General features: G+C 67.7%; 24 protein-coding genes. 15 read left to right on the top strand and 9 right to left on the bottom strand.

Features of this window, described 5'->3' with window-relative positions; translation table 11 throughout:
- The first annotated feature begins 6 nt into the window (after positions 1–6).
- The 4 genes from ACREEF_RS06700 to ACREEF_RS06685 all read left to right on the top strand — a co-directional run bounded on the left by ACREEF_RS06700 (position 7) and on the right by ACREEF_RS06685 (position 1662).
- Complete coding sequence (locus tag ACREEF_RS06700) at positions 7–252, top strand: hypothetical protein (RefSeq protein ID WP_431564822.1); 246 nt, start codon at positions 7–9, stop codon at positions 250–252.
- Positions 253–383: 131 nt separating this feature from the next.
- Entirely contained in the window at positions 384–659 is a 276-nt protein-coding gene (locus ACREEF_RS06695; RefSeq protein WP_431564821.1) for a hypothetical protein, read from the top strand.
- Entirely contained in the window at positions 656–1096 is a 441-nt protein-coding gene (locus ACREEF_RS06690) for a Spy/CpxP family protein refolding chaperone (RefSeq protein WP_431564820.1), read from the top strand. The genes ACREEF_RS06695 and ACREEF_RS06690 overlap by 4 nt, the downstream gene beginning before the upstream one ends.
- Before the next feature lie 8 nt (positions 1097–1104).
- Positions 1105–1662, top strand: a complete 558-nt coding sequence (locus ACREEF_RS06685) for an RNA polymerase sigma factor (protein ID WP_431564819.1) — start codon at positions 1105–1107, stop codon at positions 1660–1662.
- Positions 1663–1666: 4 nt separating this feature from the next.
- On the opposite strand, the gene ACREEF_RS06680 is transcribed toward ACREEF_RS06685, so the two are convergent.
- From ACREEF_RS06680 to tpiA, 3 genes are all read right to left on the bottom strand, one after another.
- The gene (locus ACREEF_RS06680; RefSeq protein ID WP_431564818.1) at positions 1667–3319 is read right to left on the bottom strand and encodes a CTP synthase; all 1653 of its coding nucleotides are present in this window, start codon (positions 3317–3319) and stop codon (positions 1667–1669) included.
- Positions 3320–3624: 305 nt separating this feature from the next.
- The gene (secG, locus tag ACREEF_RS06675) at positions 3625–4038 is read right to left on the bottom strand and encodes a preprotein translocase subunit SecG (protein ID WP_431564817.1); all 414 of its coding nucleotides are present in this window, start codon (positions 4036–4038) and stop codon (positions 3625–3627) included.
- A gap of 105 nt (positions 4039–4143) precedes the next feature.
- A complete protein-coding gene (gene tpiA / locus ACREEF_RS06670) occupies positions 4144–4893 on the bottom strand; it encodes a triose-phosphate isomerase (protein ID WP_431564816.1) in 750 nt (249 codons plus the stop codon).
- Positions 4894–5024: 131 nt separating this feature from the next.
- Here tpiA and ACREEF_RS06665 point away from each other — a divergent pair, with 131 nt between their 5' ends.
- Positions 5025–6950, top strand: coding sequence for a peptidylprolyl isomerase (locus tag ACREEF_RS06665; protein WP_431564815.1), 1926 nt, complete (start codon positions 5025–5027; stop codon positions 6948–6950).
- Complete coding sequence (trpE, locus tag ACREEF_RS06660) at positions 6947–8488, top strand: anthranilate synthase component I (protein ID WP_431564814.1); 1542 nt, start codon at positions 6947–6949, stop codon at positions 8486–8488. The genes ACREEF_RS06665 and trpE overlap by 4 nt, the downstream gene beginning before the upstream one ends.
- On the opposite strand, the gene ACREEF_RS06655 is transcribed toward trpE, so the two are convergent.
- Positions 8485–8673 carry a hypothetical protein gene (locus tag ACREEF_RS06655; RefSeq protein WP_431564813.1) on the bottom strand — a complete coding sequence of 63 codons (189 nt, stop codon included), beginning with the start codon at positions 8671–8673 and terminating at the stop codon, positions 8485–8487. The two genes, trpE and ACREEF_RS06655, sit on opposite strands and share 4 nt — an antisense overlap.
- 109 nt (positions 8674–8782) lie before the next feature.
- Between ACREEF_RS06655 and ACREEF_RS06650 the strand changes: the two genes are divergently transcribed.
- The 4 genes from ACREEF_RS06650 (at position 8783) to lexA (ending at position 12380) form a co-directional block, all read left to right on the top strand.
- On the top strand, positions 8783–9373 hold the full coding sequence (locus ACREEF_RS06650; protein ID WP_431564812.1) for an anthranilate synthase component II: 591 nt from the start codon (positions 8783–8785) through the stop codon (positions 9371–9373).
- A 2-nt stretch (positions 9374–9375) separates the two neighbouring features.
- Positions 9376–10413, top strand: a complete 1038-nt coding sequence (gene trpD / locus ACREEF_RS06645; RefSeq protein ID WP_431564811.1) for an anthranilate phosphoribosyltransferase — start codon at positions 9376–9378, stop codon at positions 10411–10413.
- Positions 10410–11207 carry an indole-3-glycerol phosphate synthase TrpC gene (trpC, locus tag ACREEF_RS06640; RefSeq protein WP_431564810.1) on the top strand — a complete coding sequence of 266 codons (798 nt, stop codon included), beginning with the start codon at positions 10410–10412 and terminating at the stop codon, positions 11205–11207. Before trpD ends, trpC begins: the two co-directional genes overlap by 4 nt.
- 480 nt (positions 11208–11687) lie before the next feature.
- On the top strand, positions 11688–12380 hold the full coding sequence (gene lexA, locus ACREEF_RS06635; protein WP_431564809.1) for a transcriptional repressor LexA: 693 nt from the start codon (positions 11688–11690) through the stop codon (positions 12378–12380).
- Here the strand turns inward: lexA and ACREEF_RS06630 are convergent.
- On the bottom strand, positions 12361–14415 hold the full coding sequence (locus tag ACREEF_RS06630) for a ComEC/Rec2 family competence protein (RefSeq protein WP_431564808.1): 2055 nt from the start codon (positions 14413–14415) through the stop codon (positions 12361–12363). The two genes, lexA and ACREEF_RS06630, sit on opposite strands and share 20 nt — an antisense overlap.
- Positions 14416–14533: 118 nt before the next feature.
- Between ACREEF_RS06630 and gltX the strand changes: the two genes are divergently transcribed.
- Positions 14534–15949 carry a glutamate--tRNA ligase gene (gene gltX / locus ACREEF_RS06625; RefSeq protein ID WP_431564807.1) on the top strand — a complete coding sequence of 472 codons (1416 nt, stop codon included), beginning with the start codon at positions 14534–14536 and terminating at the stop codon, positions 15947–15949.
- A 66-nt stretch (positions 15950–16015) separates the two neighbouring features.
- The gene (gltA, locus tag ACREEF_RS06620; RefSeq protein WP_431564806.1) at positions 16016–17317 is read left to right on the top strand and encodes a citrate synthase; all 1302 of its coding nucleotides are present in this window, start codon (positions 16016–16018) and stop codon (positions 17315–17317) included.
- 92 nt (positions 17318–17409) lie between these two features.
- Here the strand turns inward: gltA and ACREEF_RS06615 are convergent, their stop codons facing one another.
- Both ACREEF_RS06615 and ACREEF_RS06610 read right to left on the bottom strand, forming a co-directional pair.
- Positions 17410–18705 (bottom strand): acetamidase/formamidase family protein, encoded by a 1296-nt coding sequence (locus ACREEF_RS06615; protein ID WP_431564805.1) that lies wholly within the window; start codon positions 18703–18705, stop codon positions 17410–17412.
- Between the two features lie 86 nt (positions 18706–18791).
- Complete coding sequence (locus ACREEF_RS06610) at positions 18792–19142, bottom strand: RusA family crossover junction endodeoxyribonuclease (RefSeq protein ID WP_431564804.1); 351 nt, start codon at positions 19140–19142, stop codon at positions 18792–18794.
- A 103-nt stretch (positions 19143–19245) separates the two neighbouring features.
- On the opposite strand from ACREEF_RS06610, the gene fumC reads away from it, so the two are divergent.
- A complete protein-coding gene (gene fumC, locus ACREEF_RS06605) occupies positions 19246–20637 on the top strand; it encodes a class II fumarate hydratase (protein WP_431564803.1) in 1392 nt (463 codons plus the stop codon).
- Positions 20638–20699: 62 nt separating this feature from the next.
- Here the strand turns inward: fumC and ACREEF_RS06600 are convergent, their stop codons facing one another.
- Both ACREEF_RS06600 and ACREEF_RS06595 read right to left on the bottom strand, forming a co-directional pair.
- A complete protein-coding gene (locus tag ACREEF_RS06600) occupies positions 20700–21092 on the bottom strand; it encodes a YccF domain-containing protein (protein WP_431564802.1) in 393 nt (130 codons plus the stop codon).
- 97 nt (positions 21093–21189) lie between these two features.
- Positions 21190–21423 carry a DUF2171 domain-containing protein gene (locus tag ACREEF_RS06595; RefSeq protein WP_431564801.1) on the bottom strand — a complete coding sequence of 78 codons (234 nt, stop codon included), beginning with the start codon at positions 21421–21423 and terminating at the stop codon, positions 21190–21192.
- A 97-nt stretch (positions 21424–21520) separates the two neighbouring features.
- Between ACREEF_RS06595 and ACREEF_RS06590 the strand changes: the two genes are divergently transcribed.
- A complete protein-coding gene (locus ACREEF_RS06590) occupies positions 21521–22114 on the top strand; it encodes a glutathione S-transferase family protein (RefSeq protein WP_431564800.1) in 594 nt (197 codons plus the stop codon).
- Entirely contained in the window at positions 22114–22299 is a 186-nt protein-coding gene (locus ACREEF_RS06585; protein ID WP_431564799.1) for a DUF4169 family protein, read from the top strand. Before ACREEF_RS06590 ends, ACREEF_RS06585 begins: the two co-directional genes overlap by 1 nt.
- The last annotated feature ends 22 nt before the right edge of the window (positions 22300–22321 follow it).

The following is a 22321-nucleotide window of genomic DNA, read 5'->3' as shown; positions in this document are numbered from 1 at the left end:
GTCGCCATGCCGCATAAACACGCCGACACCGATCGCTGGGGCGGCCCAGGGGCCAGCCAGGAAAACCGGAACAAGCCCAGGCCCGACCCTCGGGTCAAGGACGCCAACGCCCCTGACCACCTGTCCCCGCGCAGCCAGATTTCCGGCGGCGGCGGCGAGGGCGATGTTCACAAGGGCCACTCCGCCAAGGCCAAGCACGAAAAACGCTCGACCTCGCAGGAAAAGAAGCACGAGCGGGACGGCCGCCACTAGCCCTTCCCCAACCCCGACGACAGAAGCCCCGAATGCGTCCGTTCGGGGCTTTTTCGCGCGCTAGGCGCAGGCGCTAGAGGGATCGCCCGCGAAACCGCGTATGAAGACTGAGGGCAAGGCGAAGGCGAGCGATGACGCACGAGATCGACAGGCTGATAGGAACCGCACAGGTCGAGGATTCCCGACTCGGAAATCTGGAGGCCGACATCTGGCGCCGAATCGAGCAGCAGCAATCCGAGCAACGCCTGGGTCAGGTCCGGCTGGCGGCGCTGGCCATGGCCTTGGTCGTCGGCGCGGCCAACGGCGGCCTGTTCGCCCTCACCCGCCCCGCGCCGCCTTCGGACATTCAGGTGTTCAGTCTGGCCAGCGCCTCGTCGCCCCTGTTCCGGCTGGAGACCGGCCGATGATCGCCGGGTGGAAGTCCATCGCCCTGACGGCCCTGCTCGCGGCCCTGGCCAGCGGCGCGGGCGTCTGGCTCGGCGCCGGCTGGGTGTCCCAGCAACGCGCCGCGCCCAGCCTGCACGACATCGTCCATCACGACCTCGATCTGACGCCTGATCAGGACGCGCGCCTGAAGGTCATCGAAGCCCGCTTCGCTGCGACCCGGCCCGCGCTTGAAGAAGATGTCCGCGCCGCCAACCGCGAACTGGCCGCCGCCATCGCCGCCAACCAGGGCGACAGCCCGCAGGTCCAGGCGGCGGTCGATCATTTCCATGACGCCATGGGGGCGCTGCAAAAGGCCACCATCGCCCACGTCTTCGAGATGCGCGCCGTCCTGACGCCCGAACAGACCCGCGCCTTTGATCGCGGCATCTCCGACGCCCTGCTGCAAGAAGCCCGGTAAGGCCGAGAGTGGATGACGCGGCTTCCTTGCCGTCGCGCGCCGCGCGCGGCGACCGCGCGGCCTTTGCGGCGCTGATGGACGCCACCAAGGCGGACCTGCATCGCTTCGTCCGGCGCTATGTGGGCGAAGACGACGACGCCTATGATCTGGTGCAGGAAACCTATGTCGCGGCCTGGCTGGCCATTCGCCGCTACGACCCCGCGCGGCCCTTCCCGGTCTGGCTGAGAGCCATCGCCATCAACAAATGCCGCGACTGGGGCCGCAAGCGCGCCGTCAGGCGCGTCGTGCGCGGCGTCATGGGGCTGGATGCGCCCGAGGCCCTGGCGGTCGGCGACGACGCGCCCGCCGCCGAAGCTCAGCTGGATGATCGGCGGCGCATGGCGGCGCTGGATCGCGCCCTGGCGGCCCTGCCCGACACGCTGAAGACGCCCCTGCTGCTGGCCACGCTGGAGGGTCGCTCGCACGCCGAGGTCGCCCGCCTGATCGGCGCGACGCCCAAGGCGGTCGAGACCCGTATCGCCCGGGCGCGCCGGGCGCTGGCGGCGGCCCTGGGCCGCACGCCCTAGCCTCTTAGACGAGGCGGCTCTGCACCACGGCGGCGCCGATGAAGCTGGCGAACAGCGGGTGCGGCTTGAACGGACGGCTCTTCAGCTCCGGGTGGTACTGGACGCCGATGAACCACGGGTGGTCCGGGCGTTCGACCGTCTCGGGCAGAACGCCGTCGGGCGACAGGCCGGCGAAGACCAGGCCGGCCTTCTCCTCGATCGCCTCGCGATAGTTGATGTTCACCTCGTAGCGGTGGCGGTGACGCTCGCTGATCTCGGTCGATCCATAGATGTCGGCGATCTTGGAGCCCGCCTTCAGCGTCGAGTCATAGGCGCCCAGACGCATGGTGCCGCCCAGGTCGCCGCCCTGCTGACGCAGGACGCGCTGGTTGCCTTGCGTCCACTCGGTCATCAGGCCGACGACGGGTTCTTCGGCCGGGCCGAACTCGGTCGAGGTCGCCTTGGGGAAGCCCGCCAGGTTCCGCGCCGCCTCGATCACCGCCATCTGCATCCCGAAGCAGATGCCGAAGTAAGGAATTTTGCGTTCGCGGGCGAAGCGCGCCGCCTCGATCTTGCCCTCGGCCCCGCGTTCGCCAAAGCCGCCGGGGACCAGAACCGCGTGGGCGCCTTGCAGACGCTCCTGACAGGCCTGGGGGTCGCCCTCGAAGGTGTCGGCCTCGACCCAGTCGATGTTGACCTTGACGTTGTTGGCGACGCCGCCGTGATGCAGGGCCTCGATCAGGGACTTATAGGCGTCCTTGAGCACCGTGTATTTGCCGACCACGGCGATGGTGACTTCGCCGTCCGGGTGCAGACGGCGGCGCACGATCTCTTCCCAGCCGGTCAGGTCGGGCTGGAGCGCGTCGGTGATGCCGAAGTGAGCCAGGACTTCGCTGTCCAGACCTTCGTGGTGATAGTCCAGCGGCACGGCGTAGATGTCGGCCGAGTCCATGGCCTGGATCACGCCGCTTTCGCGCACGTTGCAGAACTGGCCGATCTTGCGCTTTTCCTCAGCCGGGATCGGCTGTTCGCAGCGGCACAGCAGGATATCGGGCTGGATGCCGATGGAGCGCAGCTCCTTGACCGAGTGCTGCGTCGGCTTGGTCTTCATCTCGCCGGCCGTCTTGATGAACGGCAGCAGGGTCAGGTGGACGAAGCAGGACTGGCCGCGCGGCAGATCCTGGCCCAGCTGGCGGATGGCCTCGAAGAAGGGCAGGCCCTCGATGTCGCCGACGGTGCCGCCGATCTCGACCAGGACGAAGTCGACGTCCTCGCCGCCGTCGGTCTTGGCCGGGCTGAGGCAGAACTGCTTGATCTGGTCGGTGACGTGCGGAATGACCTGGACGGTCGCGCCCAGATAGTCGCCGCGACGCTCCTTCTCCAGGATGGTCGAATAGATGCGGCCGGTCGTGACGTTGTCGGACTTGGCCGCAGACACGCCGGTGAAGCGCTCATAGTGGCCCAGATCGAGGTCGGTCTCGGCGCCGTCGTCGGTCACGAAGACCTCGCCGTGCTGATAGGGGCTCATCGTCCCCGGATCGACGTTGAGATAAGGGTCCAGCTTGCGCAGACGGACCTTGTAACCCCGCGCTTGCAGAAGAGCGCCGAGAGCGGCGGAGGCGAGGCCTTTTCCTAGCGAGGAAACCACGCCGCCGGTGATGAACACATAGCGAGCCATGCTATTAGCCTCTCAACTGGGCGTTAAGTTGCGCGTTACGCGGGGCGTAACGCCCCAATTGGGCGTTAAAACTACTCAACACTGCTCAACCTTGTTCCATGTCGTTCGCCCCGAAATGCCCACTGGGCGGGGGAATGTGCTGTCGAGTGGTCTTGAGGGGCCACTCATTGACGCTACGAGCCATGGGCGGACACCTTACTCCATGATTCGCGGCAGGAGCATGGCCCGACGCAAACAAACTGTTGAACAAAAGAAGAAAGCGCGCCCTGCGGCGCGCTTTCGGGGATTTCGTCGCTGTCGGCGGCTTACTGCGCCGGAGCGGGAGCCTGCGCCGGAGCGGAAGCGGCCGGAAGGCTGGCTTCCAGATCGTCCAGCGACGGCGCGACCGGTGCGGCCGGCGTCGGAGCGGCAGGTTCAGCCGGAGCCGTCTGTTGCTCGTTGCCCACCGCGATGGCGCCGACCGCGTCGGCGTCGATCACCGAACGCGAACCGCGGGCGAAGTTGCCGGCGATGGTCAGGCTGATGGCGCAGACGAAGAAGGCGATCGCCAGGATCGACGTCGCCCGGGTCAGCAGATTGCCCGCGCCGCGTGCGGTCATGAAGCCCGAGGGGCCTCCGCCCATGCCCAAGGCGCCGCCCTCGGAGCGTTGCAGCAGGATCACGGCCGTCAGGGCGACCGAGATCAGGATCATGGCGACGAGCAAGATGGTCTGGAGCATGGTGTCAATCATGTGGGCGCGCTGATGCGCCGATCAAGCGGCGGCGTCTAACACCGATGCGGGACCGGGGCAAACGCCGAACGAACTGTGGCTCGAAATCCGCACCTAGGCGGCGCGGATAATGCCCAGGAAATCCTCGGCCTTCAGCGAGGCGCCGCCGACCAGAGCCCCGCCGACCTCGGCCACGGCCAGGATTTCCGCTGCGTTCGACGGCTTGACCGAGCCGCCGTACAGGATCGGTGCAACCCGACCGCCCTCGCCCAGCTTGGCCACCATGGCCGCGCGCACGGCGGCGTGGACTTCCTCGATCTGTTCCAGCGTCGGCGTCAGGCCGGTGCCGATGGCCCACACCGGTTCATAGGCGACGGCGAAAGCCTTGCCCGCCAAGCTGTCCGGCAGCGAACCGGCGACCTGACGGCTGACGACCTCGACCGCCTGCCCGGCTTCGCGTTCGGCCAGGGTCTCGCCGATGCAGATGATGGGTTCCAGATCGGCGGCCAGAGCGGCCTCGACCTTGGCGGCGACATCGGCGTCGGTCTCGCCGAATCCGGCGCGGCGTTCCGAGTGACCGAGAATCACCAGGGTCGCGCCAGCGTCCCCCAGCATGGCGGCGGACACCGATCCGGTGAATGCGCCCGAGGCCTCGGCGTGGCAGTCCTGACCGCCCAGTTCGACCGGACCGCCCGCCAAGGCGCGCGCCATGCGGTCGATCAGGGTCGCGGGCGGGCACAAGGCCACGCGGCAAGCCGCAGCCTGTTCCTGCAAGGCTTTCGCCAGTGCTTCAGCCTCGCCCAGGCTCGCGCCCAGGCCGTTCATTTTCCAATTGCCGGCGACCAGCTTCACAGATTGTTTCATAGGGCCTGTTTAGGCGCCGCTCGCGCCGAAGCCAAGATGTTGCGATGCGTCCGCTTGCGGCGCCCTAGGGACTGCCCCTATACGCGACCGTGGCGCCCCTTTGACGCCGGCCCTCGTCAGGTTCTGTCTCGATGATCTCGCTGTTCCGCAACTTCGCCAAATCGAAATGGGCTGCGGGCCTGTTCGCCCTGCTGATCCTCAGCTTCCTGATTGTGGGCGCCCAGTCGGACGTCTTCTCCAGCTTCGGGCCCAAGCACGTCATCGACGCGGGCGACCGCAGCATCGGCGCGCCGCAGTTCCGGGCCGATTTCGAGCGCGTGCGCAACAACCTGCAGGAGCAGGCCGGCCGCCCTGTGTCGTTCGACGACATGGTCAAGGAAAACATCCACACCCAGTATCTCGAGAGCCAGACGCAGCGCATGGGCTTCCTGGCCTGGGCCTGGAACGCCGGCATCCGCCCCGGCAAGGAACTGGTGCTGAAGGAAATCCGCCAGATCCCGGCCTTCTTCAACCAGGTCACCGGTCAGTTCGACCAGGACCGCTATGAGCAGGCCCTGGCCGCCCAGGGCCTGACCTCGGAAATGCTGGAACAGGACCTGCGCGACCAGTATGTCGCCAGCCAGTTCGGCGCGGGCGTCTTCGCCGGCGCGCGCATTCCCCGTATCTACGGCGCCCTGCTGGCCGGCCAGGCGCTGGAGACGCGCGACGGACGCTGGTTCAACGTGACCCAGGCCATGGCCGGTTCGGCCCCTGCTCCGACCGACGCCCAGTTGACCGCCTTCCTCAATGAGAACGCCGCCCAGCTGCGCCGTCCCGAATTCCGCATGATCTCGATCGTGCTGTTCAACCCGGCCCCCAACAGCCAGCCGACGCCGATCACCGAAGAGCGCATCCGCGAACGCTTCGAGTTCCGCAAGGCAGCCCTGTCCAACGCCGAGAAGCGCACCTTCGTGACGCTGGCCGCCCCGAACAAGGAAACCGCAGACCGTATCGCCGCCGCCCTGCGCGCCGGTCAGGCCCCGGCCGAAGTCGCCGCCGCCAACAAGATCCAGGCCGGCAACTACGTCGACACGCCGCAGAGCGCCTTGGGCGACCCGGCCGTCGCCGCCGCCGTCTTCGCCCTGCCCGTCAATCAGGTCTCCAACCCGGTCCAGGGCCGCCTCGGCTTTACGGTCGCCAAAGTGACCGCCGTGACCGCCGGCGCGCCCGCCACGCTGGAAAGCGTCCGCAGCGCCCTGGTTGAAGAACTGCGCGCCGAAGACGTGAAGGGCCAGACCTACGCCAAGGTCGAGCAGTACGAGAAGGCCCGTCAGGACGGCAAGAACCTGGCTGACGCCGCCCAGTCGGTCGGCGCCCGCATCATCCAGCTGCCGCCCTTCACCGCCGATGGCCGCCTGCCCGACGGCCAGCCGTTGAACGCGCCGCGTCAGATCTTCGAGTCGGCCTACGCCCTGTCCAAGGGCGGCGAGAGCGACATGATCGACGCCGGCGAGGGCCAGTATTTCGCCGTCCGCGTCGACGACATCCGCCCGGCCTCGCTGCCGACCCTGGCCGAGGTTCGCGCCCCGCTGGCCCAGCAATGGACCCTGCGTGAAAACGCCCGCCGCCTGTCGGCCAAGGCCGAAGAACTGGCCGGTCGCGTCCGCGCCGGCGAAGACGTCGCCAAGGTCGCCGCCTCGGTCGGCGCGCAACTGACGACCCGCGCCGGCGTCCAGCAAAGCCGCGAAACCCAGACGCAACTCGGCGAAGGCGTGCTGCGCGGCCTGTTCGGTCAGGGCAAGGGCCAGGTCTTCTCCGGCCAGACCCAGGGCGGCTTCGTCGTCGGCCGCGTCGACGCCATCCACGGCGCCGTGCCGGCCCTGGCCGCTCCGCTGGTCGAGCAGGTCCGTCCGCGTCTGACCCAGGAACTGGCCAACGCCATGGTCGAGCAAAGCTTCAACGCCGCCGCCGCGCGGGTGAAGGCCAAGAACGATCCGGCCGCTGCTATCGTCGCCCTGGGCATCGAAGCCCCCGCAGCCGCTCCGGCGGCTCCGGCCCCCGCGCCCGCCAAGAAATGAGCGCTGGCGTCGGACACGAAGCTGAACGCGCCGCGTTTGTCTCGGGCCTGAAATCAGGCCGCCCCCAGGTCGTCGTGCGTCGCTTGATCGATGACCTGGAGACGCCCGTCTCGGCCTTCCTCAAGGTCGGTCACGGGCGGCCCTACGCCAGCCTGCTGGAGTCGGTCGAAGGCGGCGCGGTCAACGGCCGCTATTCCATCGTCACCCTGGCCCCCGACGTGGTCTGGCGCTGCCGTGACGGCAAGGCCGAGATGGCGCGGGGCGAGGCCGTCCTGTCCGACCGCTTCACGGCCGAAGACCGGCCAGCGCTGGACTCTCTGCGCGCCCTGATCGCCGCCACCCGGTTCGACCTGCCCGACGACCTGCCGCCCATGGCCGCCGGCCTGTTCGGCGTCTTCGGCTACGACATGGTGCGGCTGCTGGAGCCGCTCGGCCCCGCAAACCCCGACCCGCTGAACCTGCCCGACGCCGTCATGGCGCGCCCGTCGCTGGTCGCCATCTTCGATTCCGTGAAGCACGAGATCGTCCTGATCGCCGCCGCCTATCCCGACAGAGGCGCCGATCCCGACACGGCCTTCTCGGCCGCCATCGCCCGCCTCGACGATTTCGAGGATCGGCTGCGCAGCCCGCTGCCGATCCAGCGCGAGGCCGAGCCCCTGCCGGCCCCCGACTTCCATTCGCCGGTCGACGCCAAGGGCTTCGACGCCATGGTGGCCCGGGCCAAGGACTACATCACCGCCGGCGACATCTTCCAGGTCGTGCTGGCCCACCGCTTTTCGGCGCCGTGTAGCCAGGACCCGTTCGCCTTCTATCGGTCGCTGCGTCGCGGAAACCCGTCGCCCTATCTGTTCTTCCTCGACTACGTCGATTTCCAGCTGGCTGGATCCAGCCCTGAAATCCTGGTCCGGTTGAAGGACGGCCGCGTCACCATCCGCCCCCTGGCCGGCACCCGTCCGCGCGGCGCCACCCCCGAGGCGGACAAGGCGCTGGAGGCCGAACTTCTGGCCGACCCCAAGGAGCGCGCCGAGCATCTGATGCTGCTGGACCTGGGCCGCAACGATGTGGGCCGCGTCTCATCGCCCGGCTCGGTCGAGGTGACGGAGAGCTTCGTCGTCGAGCGCTACAGCCAAGTCATGCACATCGTCTCGAACGTGCATGGCGCGGCGGATCCCAAGCTGGACGCCGTCGATACGCTGCTTGCGGCGCTGCCCGCCGGCACCTTGTCCGGCGCGCCCAAGGTGCGGGCCATGGAGATCATCGACGAACTGGAGACCGAGAAGCGCGGCGTCGGTTACGGCGGCGGCGTGGGCTATATCTCGGCCAACGGCGAGGCGGACATCTGCATCGTCCTGCGCACCGCCATGTTCGCCCAGAACAAGATCTTCGTTCAGGCCGGCGCCGGCATCGTCGCCGACAGCGACCCTGCCGCCGAATACGCCGAAACCCTGGCCAAGGCCCGCGCTCCGATGAAGGCGGCCGAGGATGCGTGGCGATTCACCGCGACCACTCGCGGCCAGGGCGCCGACGGCAAGATCTAAGGATTGGAAACCGTGGAACCCTGGTCGAACGACACGCCGGGGCCCACGACCATGGTCCCCGCCAGCATCACCGCCGCCGTCGCGGCGAAGGCCGCCGCCGCCAGCAGGCGCAGCGGCTTGGGTTGCTCCATGGGCGGCTCGTTCAGCAGGGCCTGGGCGTCGCGGATGGCTTCTAAGCGGGTCAAGACGGATTTCTTCCGATGGCGATGCTCTTGTATCGCGCGGACAGCTTAACGTCCGCTTTCATCTCGCCTCCGCTTGGCGCGTCCTCCCTCCCGTCCTAAGAACCCTGCCATGATCCTCGTCGTCGATAACTACGACAGCTTTACCTACAACCTCGTCCACTACCTCGCGGAGCTGGGCGCCCAGACGCATGTCGTCCGCAACGACGACCTGACGGTGGAAGAAGCCTGGGCGCTGAAGCCCGAGGCCGTGCTGCTGTCGCCCGGTCCCTGCGCCCCGGATCAGGCGGGCATCTGCCTGCCGCTGATCACGACCGCGCCGCTGGACATGCCGATCTTCGGCGTCTGCCTGGGCCATCAGGCCATCGGTCAGGCCTTCGGCGGCGAGGTGGTCCGCGCCAAGACCCTGATGCACGGCAAGACCTCGCCGATCGAGCATGAGGGCCGCAGCCTGTTCAAGGGCCTGCCCTCGCCCTTCACCGCCACCCGCTATCACTCGCTGGCCGTCCGTCGCGAGACCCTGCCGGCTGAGCTGGAAGTCACCGCCTGGACCGCCGACGGCGAGATCATGGGCCTGGCCCACCGCACCTGGCCGATCCACGGCGTTCAGTTCCACCCGGAATCCATCGCCACCGAGCACGGCCACCAGATGATCGCCAACTTCCTCGATCTGGCGGGCGTCAAGCGTCGGACGACGGTCTGATCATGGCCGACGGTTTCAAGCCCCTGCTGGCCAAGCTGGTGGACGGACGCGTCCTGACGCCGGACGAAGCCCACGCCTTCTTCTCCGCCTGCCTGCGCGGCGAGCCGACCCCGTCCCAGGTCGCCGCCGCCGTCACCGCCCTGCGCCTGCGCGGTGAGACGGTGGACGAGATCGTCGCCTTCGCCACCGCCATGCGCGAGGCCGCCCTGTCGCTGGACCACCCCTTCGACGAGGTGATCGACACCTGCGGCACCGGCGGCGACGGCCAGCACACCTATAACGTCTCGACCGCGGCGGCCTTCGTCCTGGCCGGCGCGGGGCTCAAGGTCGCCAAGCACGGCAACCGCGCCATCAGCTCCAAGTCCGGGTCGTCGGACGTCCTGGCCGCGCTGGGCGTCAATCTGGACGCCACCATCCCGCAACAGGCCCGCGCCCTGGATCAGGCCGGCATCGCCTTCCTGTTCGCCCCCACCTATCACGGGGCCATGCGCCACGTCGGGCCGGTGCGGGCCGAGATCGGTTTCCGTACGGTTTTCAATCTTCTGGGGCCGCTTTGTAATCCGGCCCATGCGACGCGTCAGGTCATGGGCGTCTATGATCCCGCCCTGCTGGAGCCTCTGGCCGAGGTGCTGGGCCGTCTCGGCGCGCGGCGCGCCTGGACCGTCCACGGCCAGGGCCTGGACGAGTTGACCACGACCGGTCCGACCGAGGTGGCCGAGTGGAAGGACGGCGCCGTCCGCCACTTCACCATCACGCCCGCAGACGCCGGCCTGCCGCTGGCGACGCTGGACGACCTGCGCGGCGGCGACGCCGAGCATAACGCGGCGGCGCTGAAGGCCCTGCTGGCCGGCGAGCGCGGTCCCTATCGCGACATCGTCGTGCTGAACGCCGCCGCCGCCCTGGTCGTAGCCGACCGCGCCGCCGACCTGCGCGAAGGCGCCGAACTGGCCGCCGCCGTCATCGACGACGGCCGGGCCGCCGCCGCGCTGGAAACCCTGGTGCGCGTCACCAACACCCCCATCGAACCCGAGGCCGCATGACCGACGTTCTGGCGAAGATCGCCGCCTACAAGCGCGAGGACGTGGCCGCCCGCAAGCTTGCGACCTCTCAGGACGCCATCGAGGCCCTCGCCGCCCAGGCTTCGGCCCCGCGCGGCTTCCGCGCCGCCCTGGAACGCGTCGCCGAGGAAACGGGCCGCCCCGCCCTGATCGCCGAGATCAAGAAGGCCAGCCCGTCCAAGGGCCTGATCCGCGCCGACTTCGATCCGCCCGCTCTCGCCAAGGCCTATGAGCGCGGCGGCGCCACCTGCCTGTCCGTCCTGACCGACGGCCCCAGCTTCCAGGGCGACGACGCCTTCCTGGCCGCCGCGCGCGACGCGGTCGCCCTGCCCTGCCTGCGCAAGGACTTCCTGGTCGATCCCTGGCAGGTGGCCGAGAGCCGCGCCCTGGGCGCCGACTGCATCCTCATCATCCTGGCCATGGTCGACGACGCCCTGGCCGCCGACCTGCTGGCCGAGGCCGAACGCTTCGGCATGGACGCCCTGATCGAGACCCACGACGAGGCCGAAATGGCCCGCGCCTGCGCATTGGGTGGCGACCTCGTCGGCGTCAACAACCGCAGCCTTCGCACCTTCGAGGTCGACCTCGATACGACCGAGCGCCTGTCCATGCTCAGCCCGGTCAAGGCCCTGCTGGTCGCCGAAAGCGGCATCTTCACCCCCGACGACGTCCAGCGCGTCGCCGACGCCCACGCCCAGGCCATCCTCGTCGGCGAAAGCCTGATGCGTCAGGAGGATGTGGAAGCGGCGACGAAGGCTCTGCTGTCGTTGAGCTAATTTGCGATTAGGCCCGGTAGTTACTTCGAGGAGTCACTTCATGACGGCGCGCTTTTGGGTCGGGATCACGGTCATTGTGGCCGTTGGAGGTATTGCTGCATTCAAACTGGCTGGGTCCGTTGTCGTCCTCGACTCCGAACGGCAAGTGGCGTCTGCTCGCGTCGTCACTGGCGATGGTCGTGCGCAGTCGCTCCACCGACTACCAGGAAACCCATTCTATGCAGTGCCTAAGCTAGAGGGCGTAGTCGAAGTGCGCTGTCGAAATGGTGCAACGGCCCGTGGGGGTTACGTAACGCCCCACATGACCACCAGCCTTACGGTGGAACCGGGTTCCGAGTGCCGTTTGGCCTAGAGAGCCCTCCTAGGTGAAATCGAGATCGCGGCAGGGCCTCCTACCGTCAGCGGTCGAGTTGACATTCAGCAAGAACACTTACAGAACATCGCTGACGGTTCACGCCTTGTTCTGGAAGCCTTGCGCCCATGCTCACCAAGAAGCAGCACGAACTCCTGATGTTCATCCACGAACGGATTCAGGAAACGGGCGTCTCGCCCTCCTTCGACGAGATGAAGGAGGCGCTGGATCTGGCGTCCAAATCAGGCATCCACCGCCTGATCACGGCGCTGGAGGAGCGCGGCTTCATCCGTCGCCTGGCCCACCGCGCTCGCGCGCTGGAAGTCGTCAAGCTGCCGGAACAGGCGACGGCCGGCGCGCCGCGCGGCCATGCGGGCTTCAAGCCCGGCGTGATCGAGGGCGGCGGTCGCCCCAAGGCTGCTGAACCGGCCAACGACACTCGTGAACTGTCCATGATGGGCAAGATCGCGGCGGGCACGCCCATCGACGCCATCGAGCACGAGACCGCCCGCTATCCGGTGCCCGAAGCCATGCTCGGCGCGGGCGAACACTATTTGCTAGAGATCGAGGGCGACTCGATGATCGAGGCCGGCATCCTCAACGGCGACATGGTCATCATCAAATCGACCGCCGACGCCTCGTCCGGCGAGATCGTGGTGGCCCTGGTCGAGGGCGAGCAGGCCACGCTGAAGCGCCTGCGCAAGAAGGGGGCCTCCATCGCGCTGGAGCCCGCCAACCGCAATTACGAGACCAAGATCTACGGTTCGGATCAGGTCGCGGTTCAGGGCAAGCTGGTCGGCCTCATCCGCCGCTATCACTGAAGTCGGGATCGGGCTGCCGTGTCCACGGCCGCTCACCCCTGACATCCGCCGCCCACACGGCCTTCCAGCCCGCACGAGCGCGCCACAACTCAACCGAGCCGCCGCGTGCATAGTCCACGCCGTCCAATACCAGCCGCCCCGCGCATGAGGCCGGCAAGGTCGGCAGTTCGGCCCGGCTGCTGACGACCGACGCCGACCGGCACAGGGCGTCCAGTTGCTCAGCCGCCGGCGGCTTCTTGCCCCACCACAGCGCGACCGGCCCGGCGTCAGGCGCTTCCGGCGCGCAGAAGGATCGCTTGCAGGTCCAGCCTTCTTCCGGCCTCGGAGCCAGCGTTAGCCCTCGCCGCCGCGACCACAGGTCCGCCGCGAACTGGCGCACGCCGGGCCGCACCACGACCGCCTCCCCCGCCTGATGAAACGCCGCATTGGTCCCGCCGTCGCCGATCCAAAGGTCAGGCGCCGCCGGGCGCGGCCAGATCAGCACCGCCGCCGCCAGCGGCAGGCCCAGCCAGCGCAGCCGCCCTCGCCACAGGCAGATGAACAGGATGCCAAGGAAGGCTGCCGGCAAGGCCGCCGCTGGTGCACTCGCCACCGTCTGCACCGCGCCGGGCAAGCCCGCCGTCCAATGGCCGATGGCCAGCATCAGGTCGACGCCCTTGCCCGCCAGCCACAGAAAGGGCGCGCCCAGCCCCAGCGGCTCCAACGCCGCGCCCAAGGCCAACGCCGGCATCAGGATGAAGTCCGCGATCGGCGCCGTGCCCAGGTTGGCGATCAGGCCATAGATGGCGGTCCGGTTGAAATGCTGCATGGCGAACGGCCCCGTCGCCATGCCCGCCACCAGACTGGCGGTGCAGGCCACCAGCAGCCAGCTGCCCAGCCGCTGCGCCGCCACGATGGGCCAGGGCGCGGAAATCTCCTTGATGCGGCGCGGCCAGACCTCGACCAGGGCCACCAGAGCCGCCGTTGCCGCGAACGACATCTGGAACCCCGGCGTGACGATGGCCTCCGGCTGCAGCAAGAGGACGGCGAAGGCCGCGACCGCCAGGGCGTGCATGGTCACCGCCTGCCGGTCCAGCAGGATGGCGACGAAGGCGATGGAGGCTGTGATCGCCGCCCGCTCGGCCGGCGGCGGCGCGCCCGACACCACCAGATAGGTCCCGACCCCGATCAGGCCCGCGACCGCCGCGACCTTCTTGCCTGACACCCGCAGCGCCAGCCACGGCCAAGCGGCGACGCCCAGCCGCACGCCAAAAAAGACGAAGCCGCCGACGATGGCCATGTGCAGGCCCGAGATCGACAGAATGTGCGCCAGCCCGGAATCGCGCATGGCGTCCAGATCCTCGCGCCCGATCCAGGTCTCGTGGCCCGTGGTCATGGCGGCGGCGATCCCGCCGGTCCGCTCTCCCAACCGCGCCACGATGCGCTGCGCCAGGGCATAGCGCGCCGCATTGATCTTCATCGCCATCCGCACCCGCCACGGCGGCTCAGGCAAGACCGTCGGCCGCGCCTGCCCCAAGGCGAACAGCGTCCCGCCCATGCCCTGAAAATAGGCGTTGCGGCCGAAATCATAGGCCCCTGGGCTGGCTGGCGCGGGGGGCGGGTTCAGAATGCCATAAAGCCGCACCGCCGTCCCCGGCGCCGGCGGCTCGCCTCGCACCGTGGCCCGCAGCCGTATCGGCGTCGCCTCGGGGGCCAGCCCCCTGATCCGCACCGGCGCGACGACGATTCGCGCGCCGCGCTCACCGGGGCTGTCCACATCCATAACCCAAGCCTCGACCACGGTCGGTTCGGCCAGCGACGGCGCGATCGGCCCGCTGACCGCCTCGGTCCGCAGCTTGGCGACAGCCGCCCCGCCGCACAGGCAGGCCAGCATCAGCAGGATAAGCGTCCAGCGCCGCGCCAGCCCGAACCGCCGCCCCGCCAGCCAGGCCCCGCCGGTCAGCACGGCCGCGCCCATCAGCGGCCAGCTCGCCTGCTCGACCTTCAGGACGAAATAGATCGCACAGCCGCCGCCAAAGAAGACCGGCGCCCACAACCGCCACCGATCCGTCTGCGCCGCGACTTCATCGCGCGCGGCAGCAAGAACCCTTACGGCAAGGCTTCGCTTTGGCGCGCGCGGGCGTATAAGGGCCTCCGCAACGGACCCTTCCTGAATGACCTCCCCCTCCTCGACAGTCGTCACCCGCTTCGCCCCCTCGCCCACAGGCTACCTGCATATCGGCGGGGCGAGAACTGCGTTATTCAACTGGCTGTACGCCAAGAGCCGGGGCGGGAAGTTCCTGATCCGCGTCGAGGACACGGACCGCGAACGTTCGACCGACGACGCCGTGAAAGCCATCTTCGACGGCCTTTCCTGGCTGGAGCTGTTCGGCGACGAGGAGCCCGTCTTCCAGTTCGCCCGCGCCGACCGCCACCGCGAGGTCGCCGAACAGTTACTGGCCTCGGGCCACGCCTATCGCGACTTCCTGACCGCCGATGAAACCGGCGCCCTGCGCGATCAGGCCAAGGCCGAGGGCCGCGACTTCGTCTCGCCCTGGCGCGACCGCGAGCCGACGGTCGACGACCTGGCCAAGCCCCACACCGTCCGCTTCCGCCGCCCGCTGGATCAGGCCGTCCTGGTCGAGGACGCGGTTCAGGGCGCCGTGCGCTGGGATTCGGCGTCGCTGGACGATCTGGTCATCCTGCGTTCGGACGGCGCCCCGACCTACAACCTCGCCGTGGTGGTGGACGACCACGACATGGGCGTGACCCACGTCATTCGCGGCGACGACCACCTGAACAACGCCGCCCGCCAGAGCCTGATCTATGACGCGCTCGGCTGGCCCAGGCCGACCTTCGCCCACATCCCGCTGATCCATGGCCCCGACGGCGCCAAGCTGTCCAAGCGCCACGGCGCGCAAGCCGTGCATGAATACGCCGAAATGGGCTACCTGCCCGAGGCCATGCGCAACTATCTGGCGCGCTTGGGCTGGGCCCATGGCGACCACGAACTGTTCAGCGACGAACAGGCCATCGAGTGGTTCGATCTGCCGGGCATCGGCAAGGCGCCGGCGCGCCTCGACTTCGACAAGCTGGCCCACGTCAACGCCCACTGGATCAGGTTGACCGACGACGACCGCCTGGCCAAGCTGACGCTGGACGCCCACCTGTCGCGGGGCCGCGCCGTGCAACCTGACGACGAGGCCCGCCTGTTGCGCGCCATGCCCTTCGTCAAGGATCGCGCCAAGACCATCCTGGAACTGGCGACCCAGACCGAGTTCGCGCTCAAGGCTCGCCCGCTCGCATTGGACGACAAGACGCGCGGCCTGCTGGAGGGCGAAGGCGGCGAACGTCTTTCACGACTCCGTGAGCGACTGCGTCTTTTCCAGAGCTGGGACGTCTTCGCCCTCGAAGCCGAGCTTAAGGCTTTTGCCGAGGAAGAAGGCGTAGGCTTCGGAAAAATAGGGCCTTCGATGCGCGGCGTCCTGACCGGCGGATCGGTGTCTCCGGACATTGCGCGAATTCTGGCGGCATTGGGACGCGACGAAGGTCTCGGGCGCTTGGATGATGCGCTGCAACAAGATAAGTGATCGTCCATAACCATGCAGACTGGACGCCTCCCCGCGCCCGGCCGGAAGAAAAAATAAGGGGCCTAGATGACTGAACAAGCGAAACCCGCCGGCACGGCGACCTTCTCGTACGAAGACAAGACCGTCGAACTTCCCGTCCTCGCAGGCTCCACCGGGCCGGATGTCATCGACATCCGCAAGCTGTACGGCGCGACCGGCGCCTTCACCTTCGACCCCGGCTTCACCTCGACGGCGGCGTGCGAAAGCGCCCTGACCTTCATCGACGGCGACGAAGGTGTCCTGCTGCACCGCGGCTATCCGATCGACCAGCTGGCCTCGAAGTCCAACTTCGTCGAAGTCTGCCACCTGCTGCTGCACGGCGAACTGCCGACCGCCGCCCAGTACGAGAAGTTCGAGCAGAGCATCACGCGGCACACCATGCTGCACGCTCAGTTCGACCGCTTCTTCGAAGGCTTCCGCCGCGACGCCCACCCCATGTCGATCATGGTCGGCACCGTCGGCGCCCTGTCGGCCTTCTATCACGACAGCCTGGACATCCATGATCCGGTGCAGCGCGACATCTCGGCCATCCGCCTGATCGCCAAGATGCCGACCATCGCGGCCCGCGCCTACAAGTACCACATCGGCCAGCCCTTCATCTCGCCGCGCAACGACCTGTCGTACGCCGAGAACTTCCTGCGCATGTGCTTCGCCGTTCCGGCCGAGGACTATCACGTCGATCCGGCCCTGGTCCGCGCCATGGACCGCATCTTCACCCTGCACGCCGACCACGAGCAGAACGCCTCGACCTCGACCGTCCGCCTGGCCGGTTCGTCGGGCGCCAACCCCTTCGCCTGTATCGCCGCCGGCATCGCCTGCCTGTGGGGCCCGTCGCACGGCGGCGCCAACGAAGAGGCGCTGAACATGCTCAAGGAAATCGGCACGCCGGACAAGATTCCTGAGTTCATCCAGGGTGTTAAGGACCGCAAGTACAAGCTGATGGGCTTCGGCCACCGCGTGTACAAGAACTACGATCCGCGCGCCAAGGTCATGCAGCAGTCGGCCTATGAAGTGCTGGCCGCCACGGGCCGCGAGAACGATCCGCTGTTCCAGGTCGCCAAGGAACTGGAGCGCGTCGCCCTGTCGGACGAATACTTCACCTCGCGCAAGCTGTTCCCGAACGTCGACTTCTACTCGGGCATCACCCTGTCGGCGATGGGCTTCCCGACCACCATGTTCACCGTCCTGTTCGCCCTGGCCCGCACCGTGGGCTGGATCTCGCAGTGGCAGGAAATGATGGCCGATCCCTCGCAGAAAATCGGTCGCCCGCGTCAGCTCTACACGGGCCCGACGCAACGCGACTACGTGCCGATCGAACAGCGCGGCTGATCGACAGCGGCAAGCTGCAATGGAAAAGGCCGGGGTTCACACCCCGGCCTTTTTGTTTGGCGCTTCATGGCGCGACGACGGGCGACGCCGCCCTATTGCCCTGGCTTTTTGGGTAGGTCGCGTAGCAGCGCCTTATCGAGACTGAGCGCCATCCCGGCATTGCGCCCCGCCAGCGTCACGACCCGATATTGCGCCGCCGTCCCCAGGATCAGCGACGTTTCCGAAACGCTGAGGCCGTAGTCCTGCTCCAGCCACTGAACCATGGAGCCGGTCGCCGCGCGGACCGCCTCATCCAGCGAATTGGCCTGACCAATGACCGTGATGGCGTCGGCGGTTTCGACACGGGGGCTGGACAGTGGCCTGCCCGGCAGAATCTCCACGCTGAATTCCACGTCCAGCGAGGTTTCCAGGGCCCACTGCGTCGTCTCGCCATCGCCCTGAAGTGCGTGGCCGTCCCCGAGGAAGAGCAGAGCGCCCGGCTGATAGACTGGCAGATACAGGGTTACGCCCTGCCCCACCTGGTTGAAGTCCATATTCCCCCCGAAACGGCCCGTATCCCCGGCCGAGAAGGGCGCGAAACCGAAGTCCGGCGCAACGCCGACGCCCCCCAGCATCGGCCGCACGGGAACCACATAATCCTTCAGCCCAGTGGGCGGGTTCTCCAGCCGGGCTGTTCCGGCGGCGCGATCCAGTCGCCACCGCACCCGCTGCCCCAGATCGGCGGCCCCCGCGGCCAGCCTCAACGGCATCGCGCTGCTGGTGAAGCCGTCCAGGCTGTCCGCATAATCGCGGTTCAGCGCCAGCTTCCGGATGTGAATGGCCACGACGTCGCCCGGATTGGCGCCGGCGATAAAGAACGGCCCCGTCTGAGGATTGCCATAGAGGGCCACCGTGCGGCCATGCTCATCCACGCCGCCAGAATCGATTGTCCGGGTCGCAATGACGTCCCCAGGGCGGATCACCATGACGGGCGCGCGTTCGGCGGTGAAGGCGTTGGAAAAGGTCTCTGGATCGTAGGTGCGCCGTTGCGGCGGCCCGACAGGGATCTCCAGCCGTTGCGCCGTGAAGGCGTGTCTCGCCCGCGCGTCGGGAATGTTGGTGTCCGGATAATCGGCCCAGCCGGAAAGCGTGTCGCCGACCTGCGCCGCCTCGAAGCGATAGCGCGCGCCGTCCGAATCCACGGCGGAAAAGACGAGCGCATCGCCGTCACGTCGCCCCTCGACTGCAAGGGTGTTCAACTTGCCCGAAAGCGCGTCGCCCTCCTCTTCCAACGTCAGCGTGCTGCGTTCCGCATTGCCCCAACGGTCGACGGAAAGGACCCAGGTCTGCGGCCCAGCCCAGGCGGGCGACGCCGACAGCAGCAACAGGACAGCGGCAAGGCTACGCATCGACAATCTCCCTTGGAAAGATATCGACGGTAGCGGCGCACCCCGCCTCTACAAGTTAAGCTTCAGCAACCCAGCGGGCGCGTTTGCTAGCGCCGCGGAAACACCCGGATCGTGATCCGCTCACGTTCGCCCTCAAAGCGTTCGACCAGCAGGCGGGCGACCTGGCTGTCGTCGTGGAACAGATAGCCCTTGATGGCGTCCAGCAGGGCCTTGGCCAGGTTGTCGAGGTCCATCCACGGCGCGTCGCCGACGTGTTCCATCAGGATCTCGACCGTGTAGTCGCCCCAGGCCGGGCGCGCGCTCCACTCCTTGCGGAAGAACTCATAGGCCAGGGGCTTGTAGTATTTGGCCTGGGTGGTCAGGCCGTCGATGGTGATCTCCACCGTGTCGCCGACCTCGCGTCCGCGCACCTTGCCTGTGCCGATCCAGCCTTCCACGCGCGCCTCGTTCCCTTAGCCAATGGTCGGGCCGCCTTGCCCCGCCGCGTCTGCGTGCTACACCGCCCGGCATCTTCCCGCCACGTCTGAGAACGAGCCTGCGATGAGCAACGTCCGCATTGAAACCGACACCTTCGGCCCCATCGAGGTCGCCGCCGACCGTTACTGGGGCGCGCAGGCGCAGCGCTCGCTCGGCAACTTCAAGATCGGCTGGGAAAAGATGCCTCTGCCGGTCGTCCGTGCGCTGGGCGTCGTCAAGCGCGCCGCCGCCGAGACCAACCGCGATCTGGGCAAGCTGGACGCCAAGCTGGCCGACGCCATCATCGCCGCCGCCAATGAGGTGATCGAAGGCAAGCTGAACGACCACTTCCCGCTGGTCGTCTGGCAGACGGGTTCGGGCACCCAGTCGAACATGAACGCCAACGAGGTCATCTCGAACCGCGCCATCGAGATGCTGGGCGGCGAGATGGGCACCAAGAAGCCGGTCCACCCCAACGACCACGTCAACATGAGCCAGTCGTCCAACGACACCTATCCGACGGCCATGCACGTGGCCTGCGCCGAACAGGTGGTCAACGACCTGCTGCCCGCGCTGAAGCATCTGCACGCTGCCCTCGACGCCAAGGCCAAGGCCTGGGCCCACATCATCAAGATCGGCCGCACCCACACCCAGGACGCCACGCCCCTGACCCTGGGTCAGGAGTTCAGCGGCTACGCCCAGCAGGTCGCCAACGGCATCCAGCGCATCGAGCAGACCCTGCCCGCGCTGATGGAACTGGCCCAGGGCGGCACCGCCGTCGGCACCGGCCTGAACGCCCCCGTCGGCTTTGCTGAAAAGGTCGCCGAAAACATCGCCGCCATCACCGGCCTGGCCTTCACCACCGCCCCGAACAAGTTCGAGGCCCTGGCCGCCCACGACGCCATGGTCTTCAGCCACGGCGCGATCAACACGGTCGCCGCCTCGCTGTTCAAGATCGCCAACGACATCCGCTTCCTCGGCTCCGGCCCGCGTTCGGGTCTGGGCGAACTGGCCCTGCCGGAAAACGAGCCGGGCTCGTCGATCATGCCGGGCAAGGTCAACCCGACCCAGTGCGAAGCCCTGACCCAGGTCTGCGCCCAGGTGTTCGGCAACAACGCCGCCCTCTCGTTCGCCGGCTCGCAAGGCCACTTCGAGCTGAACGTCTATAACCCCGTGATGGCCTACAACTTCCTGCAGTCGGTCCGTCTGGTCGCCGACGCGGCCATCAGCTTCACCGACAACTGCGTCGTCGGTATCGAAGCCCGCGAAGACAACATCGAGCGCGGCCTGAACAACTCGCTGATGCTGGTCACGGCTTTGAACGGCAAGCTGGGCTACGACACCTGCGCCAAGATCGCCAAGACCGCGCACAAGAACGGCACCACCCTGCGTCAGGAAACCGTCGGCGGCGGCTACCTGACCGACGCCGAGTTCGACGAAGCCGTCCGCCCCGAGAAGATGATCTCGCCGGGCTGATAACCGCGATAATCGGAAGAGCGACGGCGGCGAGAGCGATCTCGCCGCCGTTTCTGTTTGGACTATCGGTTGCGGATCGTCCGCCCCACCGGCGCCAGCGACAGCTTGGCCAGTTCGACGTTCTTCAGCGCGAACGGGATGCCGATGATCGACACGAACTGCGGCACCGCGATCAGAATGTGCGCCAGGGCGATGTACCAACCCGCCAGCACCAGCCAGATCACGTTCAGCCCGACGCCCAGGCAGCCGACGCCCAGATCGGCGGGGTTCGGGTCGCGCCAGACGACCTCTCGTCCGAACGGCCAGAAGGAATAGCTGGCGATCCGCCACGCTGAGAACGCCCACGGCAGGCCAACAATGGTCAGGGCCAGCAACAGCCCGCCGAACAGCCAGGCCAGCCCCGAGGCGAAGCCGCCCAGGAAGAACCACAGCAGGTTCAGGATCAGTCGAATCAAGGTCGTCTCCCCAAGCGCGAACGGCGCGACGTCCCTGATATGGCGAAAGGCCCCGCCTATGACAGCGGGGCCCGGGTGAATTCGCGGTAAGGCGGGCCTAGTGCTTCACGACCCAGTGCGCCTTGGCTTCGTCCCTGGTCATGTTCAGGTGAACGTGTTCGTCGACATGATCGACCCAGCTCACCGGGATCATGTGGTGTTTCCAGCCTGAGCCGAAGTCCATCTTGGCCAGCTCGATCTGGTCGCCCATCACATGGTCCACCCGGCCGACGTGCCGGCCGTCCGAACCCACGACTTCGAGATGTTCCTTGATCATCGAGGCGTCTATCATGATCCTCTCCATTGCTGTTGGGGTGATGGAACAACGGCCCGCGCCGCGATCGGGTCCATCACAATGACCGCCCAAGGGCCATTCAAGGGAGTTCACGATGTCGCTGACCGTCCATCACGCCCCCCAGTCCCGCTCCACCCGCCTGCTCTGGCTGCTGGAGGAATTGGGCGCCGGCTACGACATCCACTACGTCGAGATCGAGCGGCAGGGCGGGCACGGTCATGCCGACCCCACCAACCCCCACCCGCTGAAACAGGCGCCCGCCGTCAGCGTCGACGGCCAGCTTCTGATCGAGTCGGTGCTGATCTTCCTGTTCCTGACCGACCGCTTCCCCGAGGCGAAGATGGCGCCTGGCCCTAACGATCCACGCCGGGCCGAGTATCTGTCTTGGCTGGGCCTCTACAACAACGTGCTGGAAAGCGTGCTGACCTCGGGTCCGCCCGACAGCTGGAACGATCTGAGGAAGGCCGGCTACGCCGCGTTGGACCACCGCTGGAGCACGGCCATCAAGGACGGCGGCTACATTCTTGGCGAGTTCTCGGCGCTCGACATCCTGTTCGGCAGCCTGCTGCAGTGGTTCCGGGGCGCCATGCCGCCAGGCGAGCCCTATGACGCCTACGTCCAGCGCATCGGCGGCCGTCCGGCCCTCAAGCGCGCCTGGGCCAAGGACAGCCCCGAGGGCCACGTCTGATGGGCGAGGTGGTCAACCTGAACAAGGCGAGGAAGGCCCGCGACAAGGCCGAGGCCAAACGCGCCGCCGACGCCAACCGCCTCACCTTCGGTCGCACCAAGACCGAGCGGCAGACCACGCAGAAGGACCGCGACCGCGACGCCGCCCGTCTGGACGGCCACAAGCTGGACGAGCCTGAGGCTTAGCCCACCTATCCGCTCACCCCGG

Origin of the sequence: Brevundimonas sp. (assembly GCF_050729455.1) — a bacterium.
Taxonomy (GTDB): domain Bacteria; phylum Pseudomonadota; class Alphaproteobacteria; order Caulobacterales; family Caulobacteraceae; genus Brevundimonas.
Note: the sequence above shows the minus strand (reverse complement) of the source record. Positions and strands in the feature narration are given on the sequence as shown.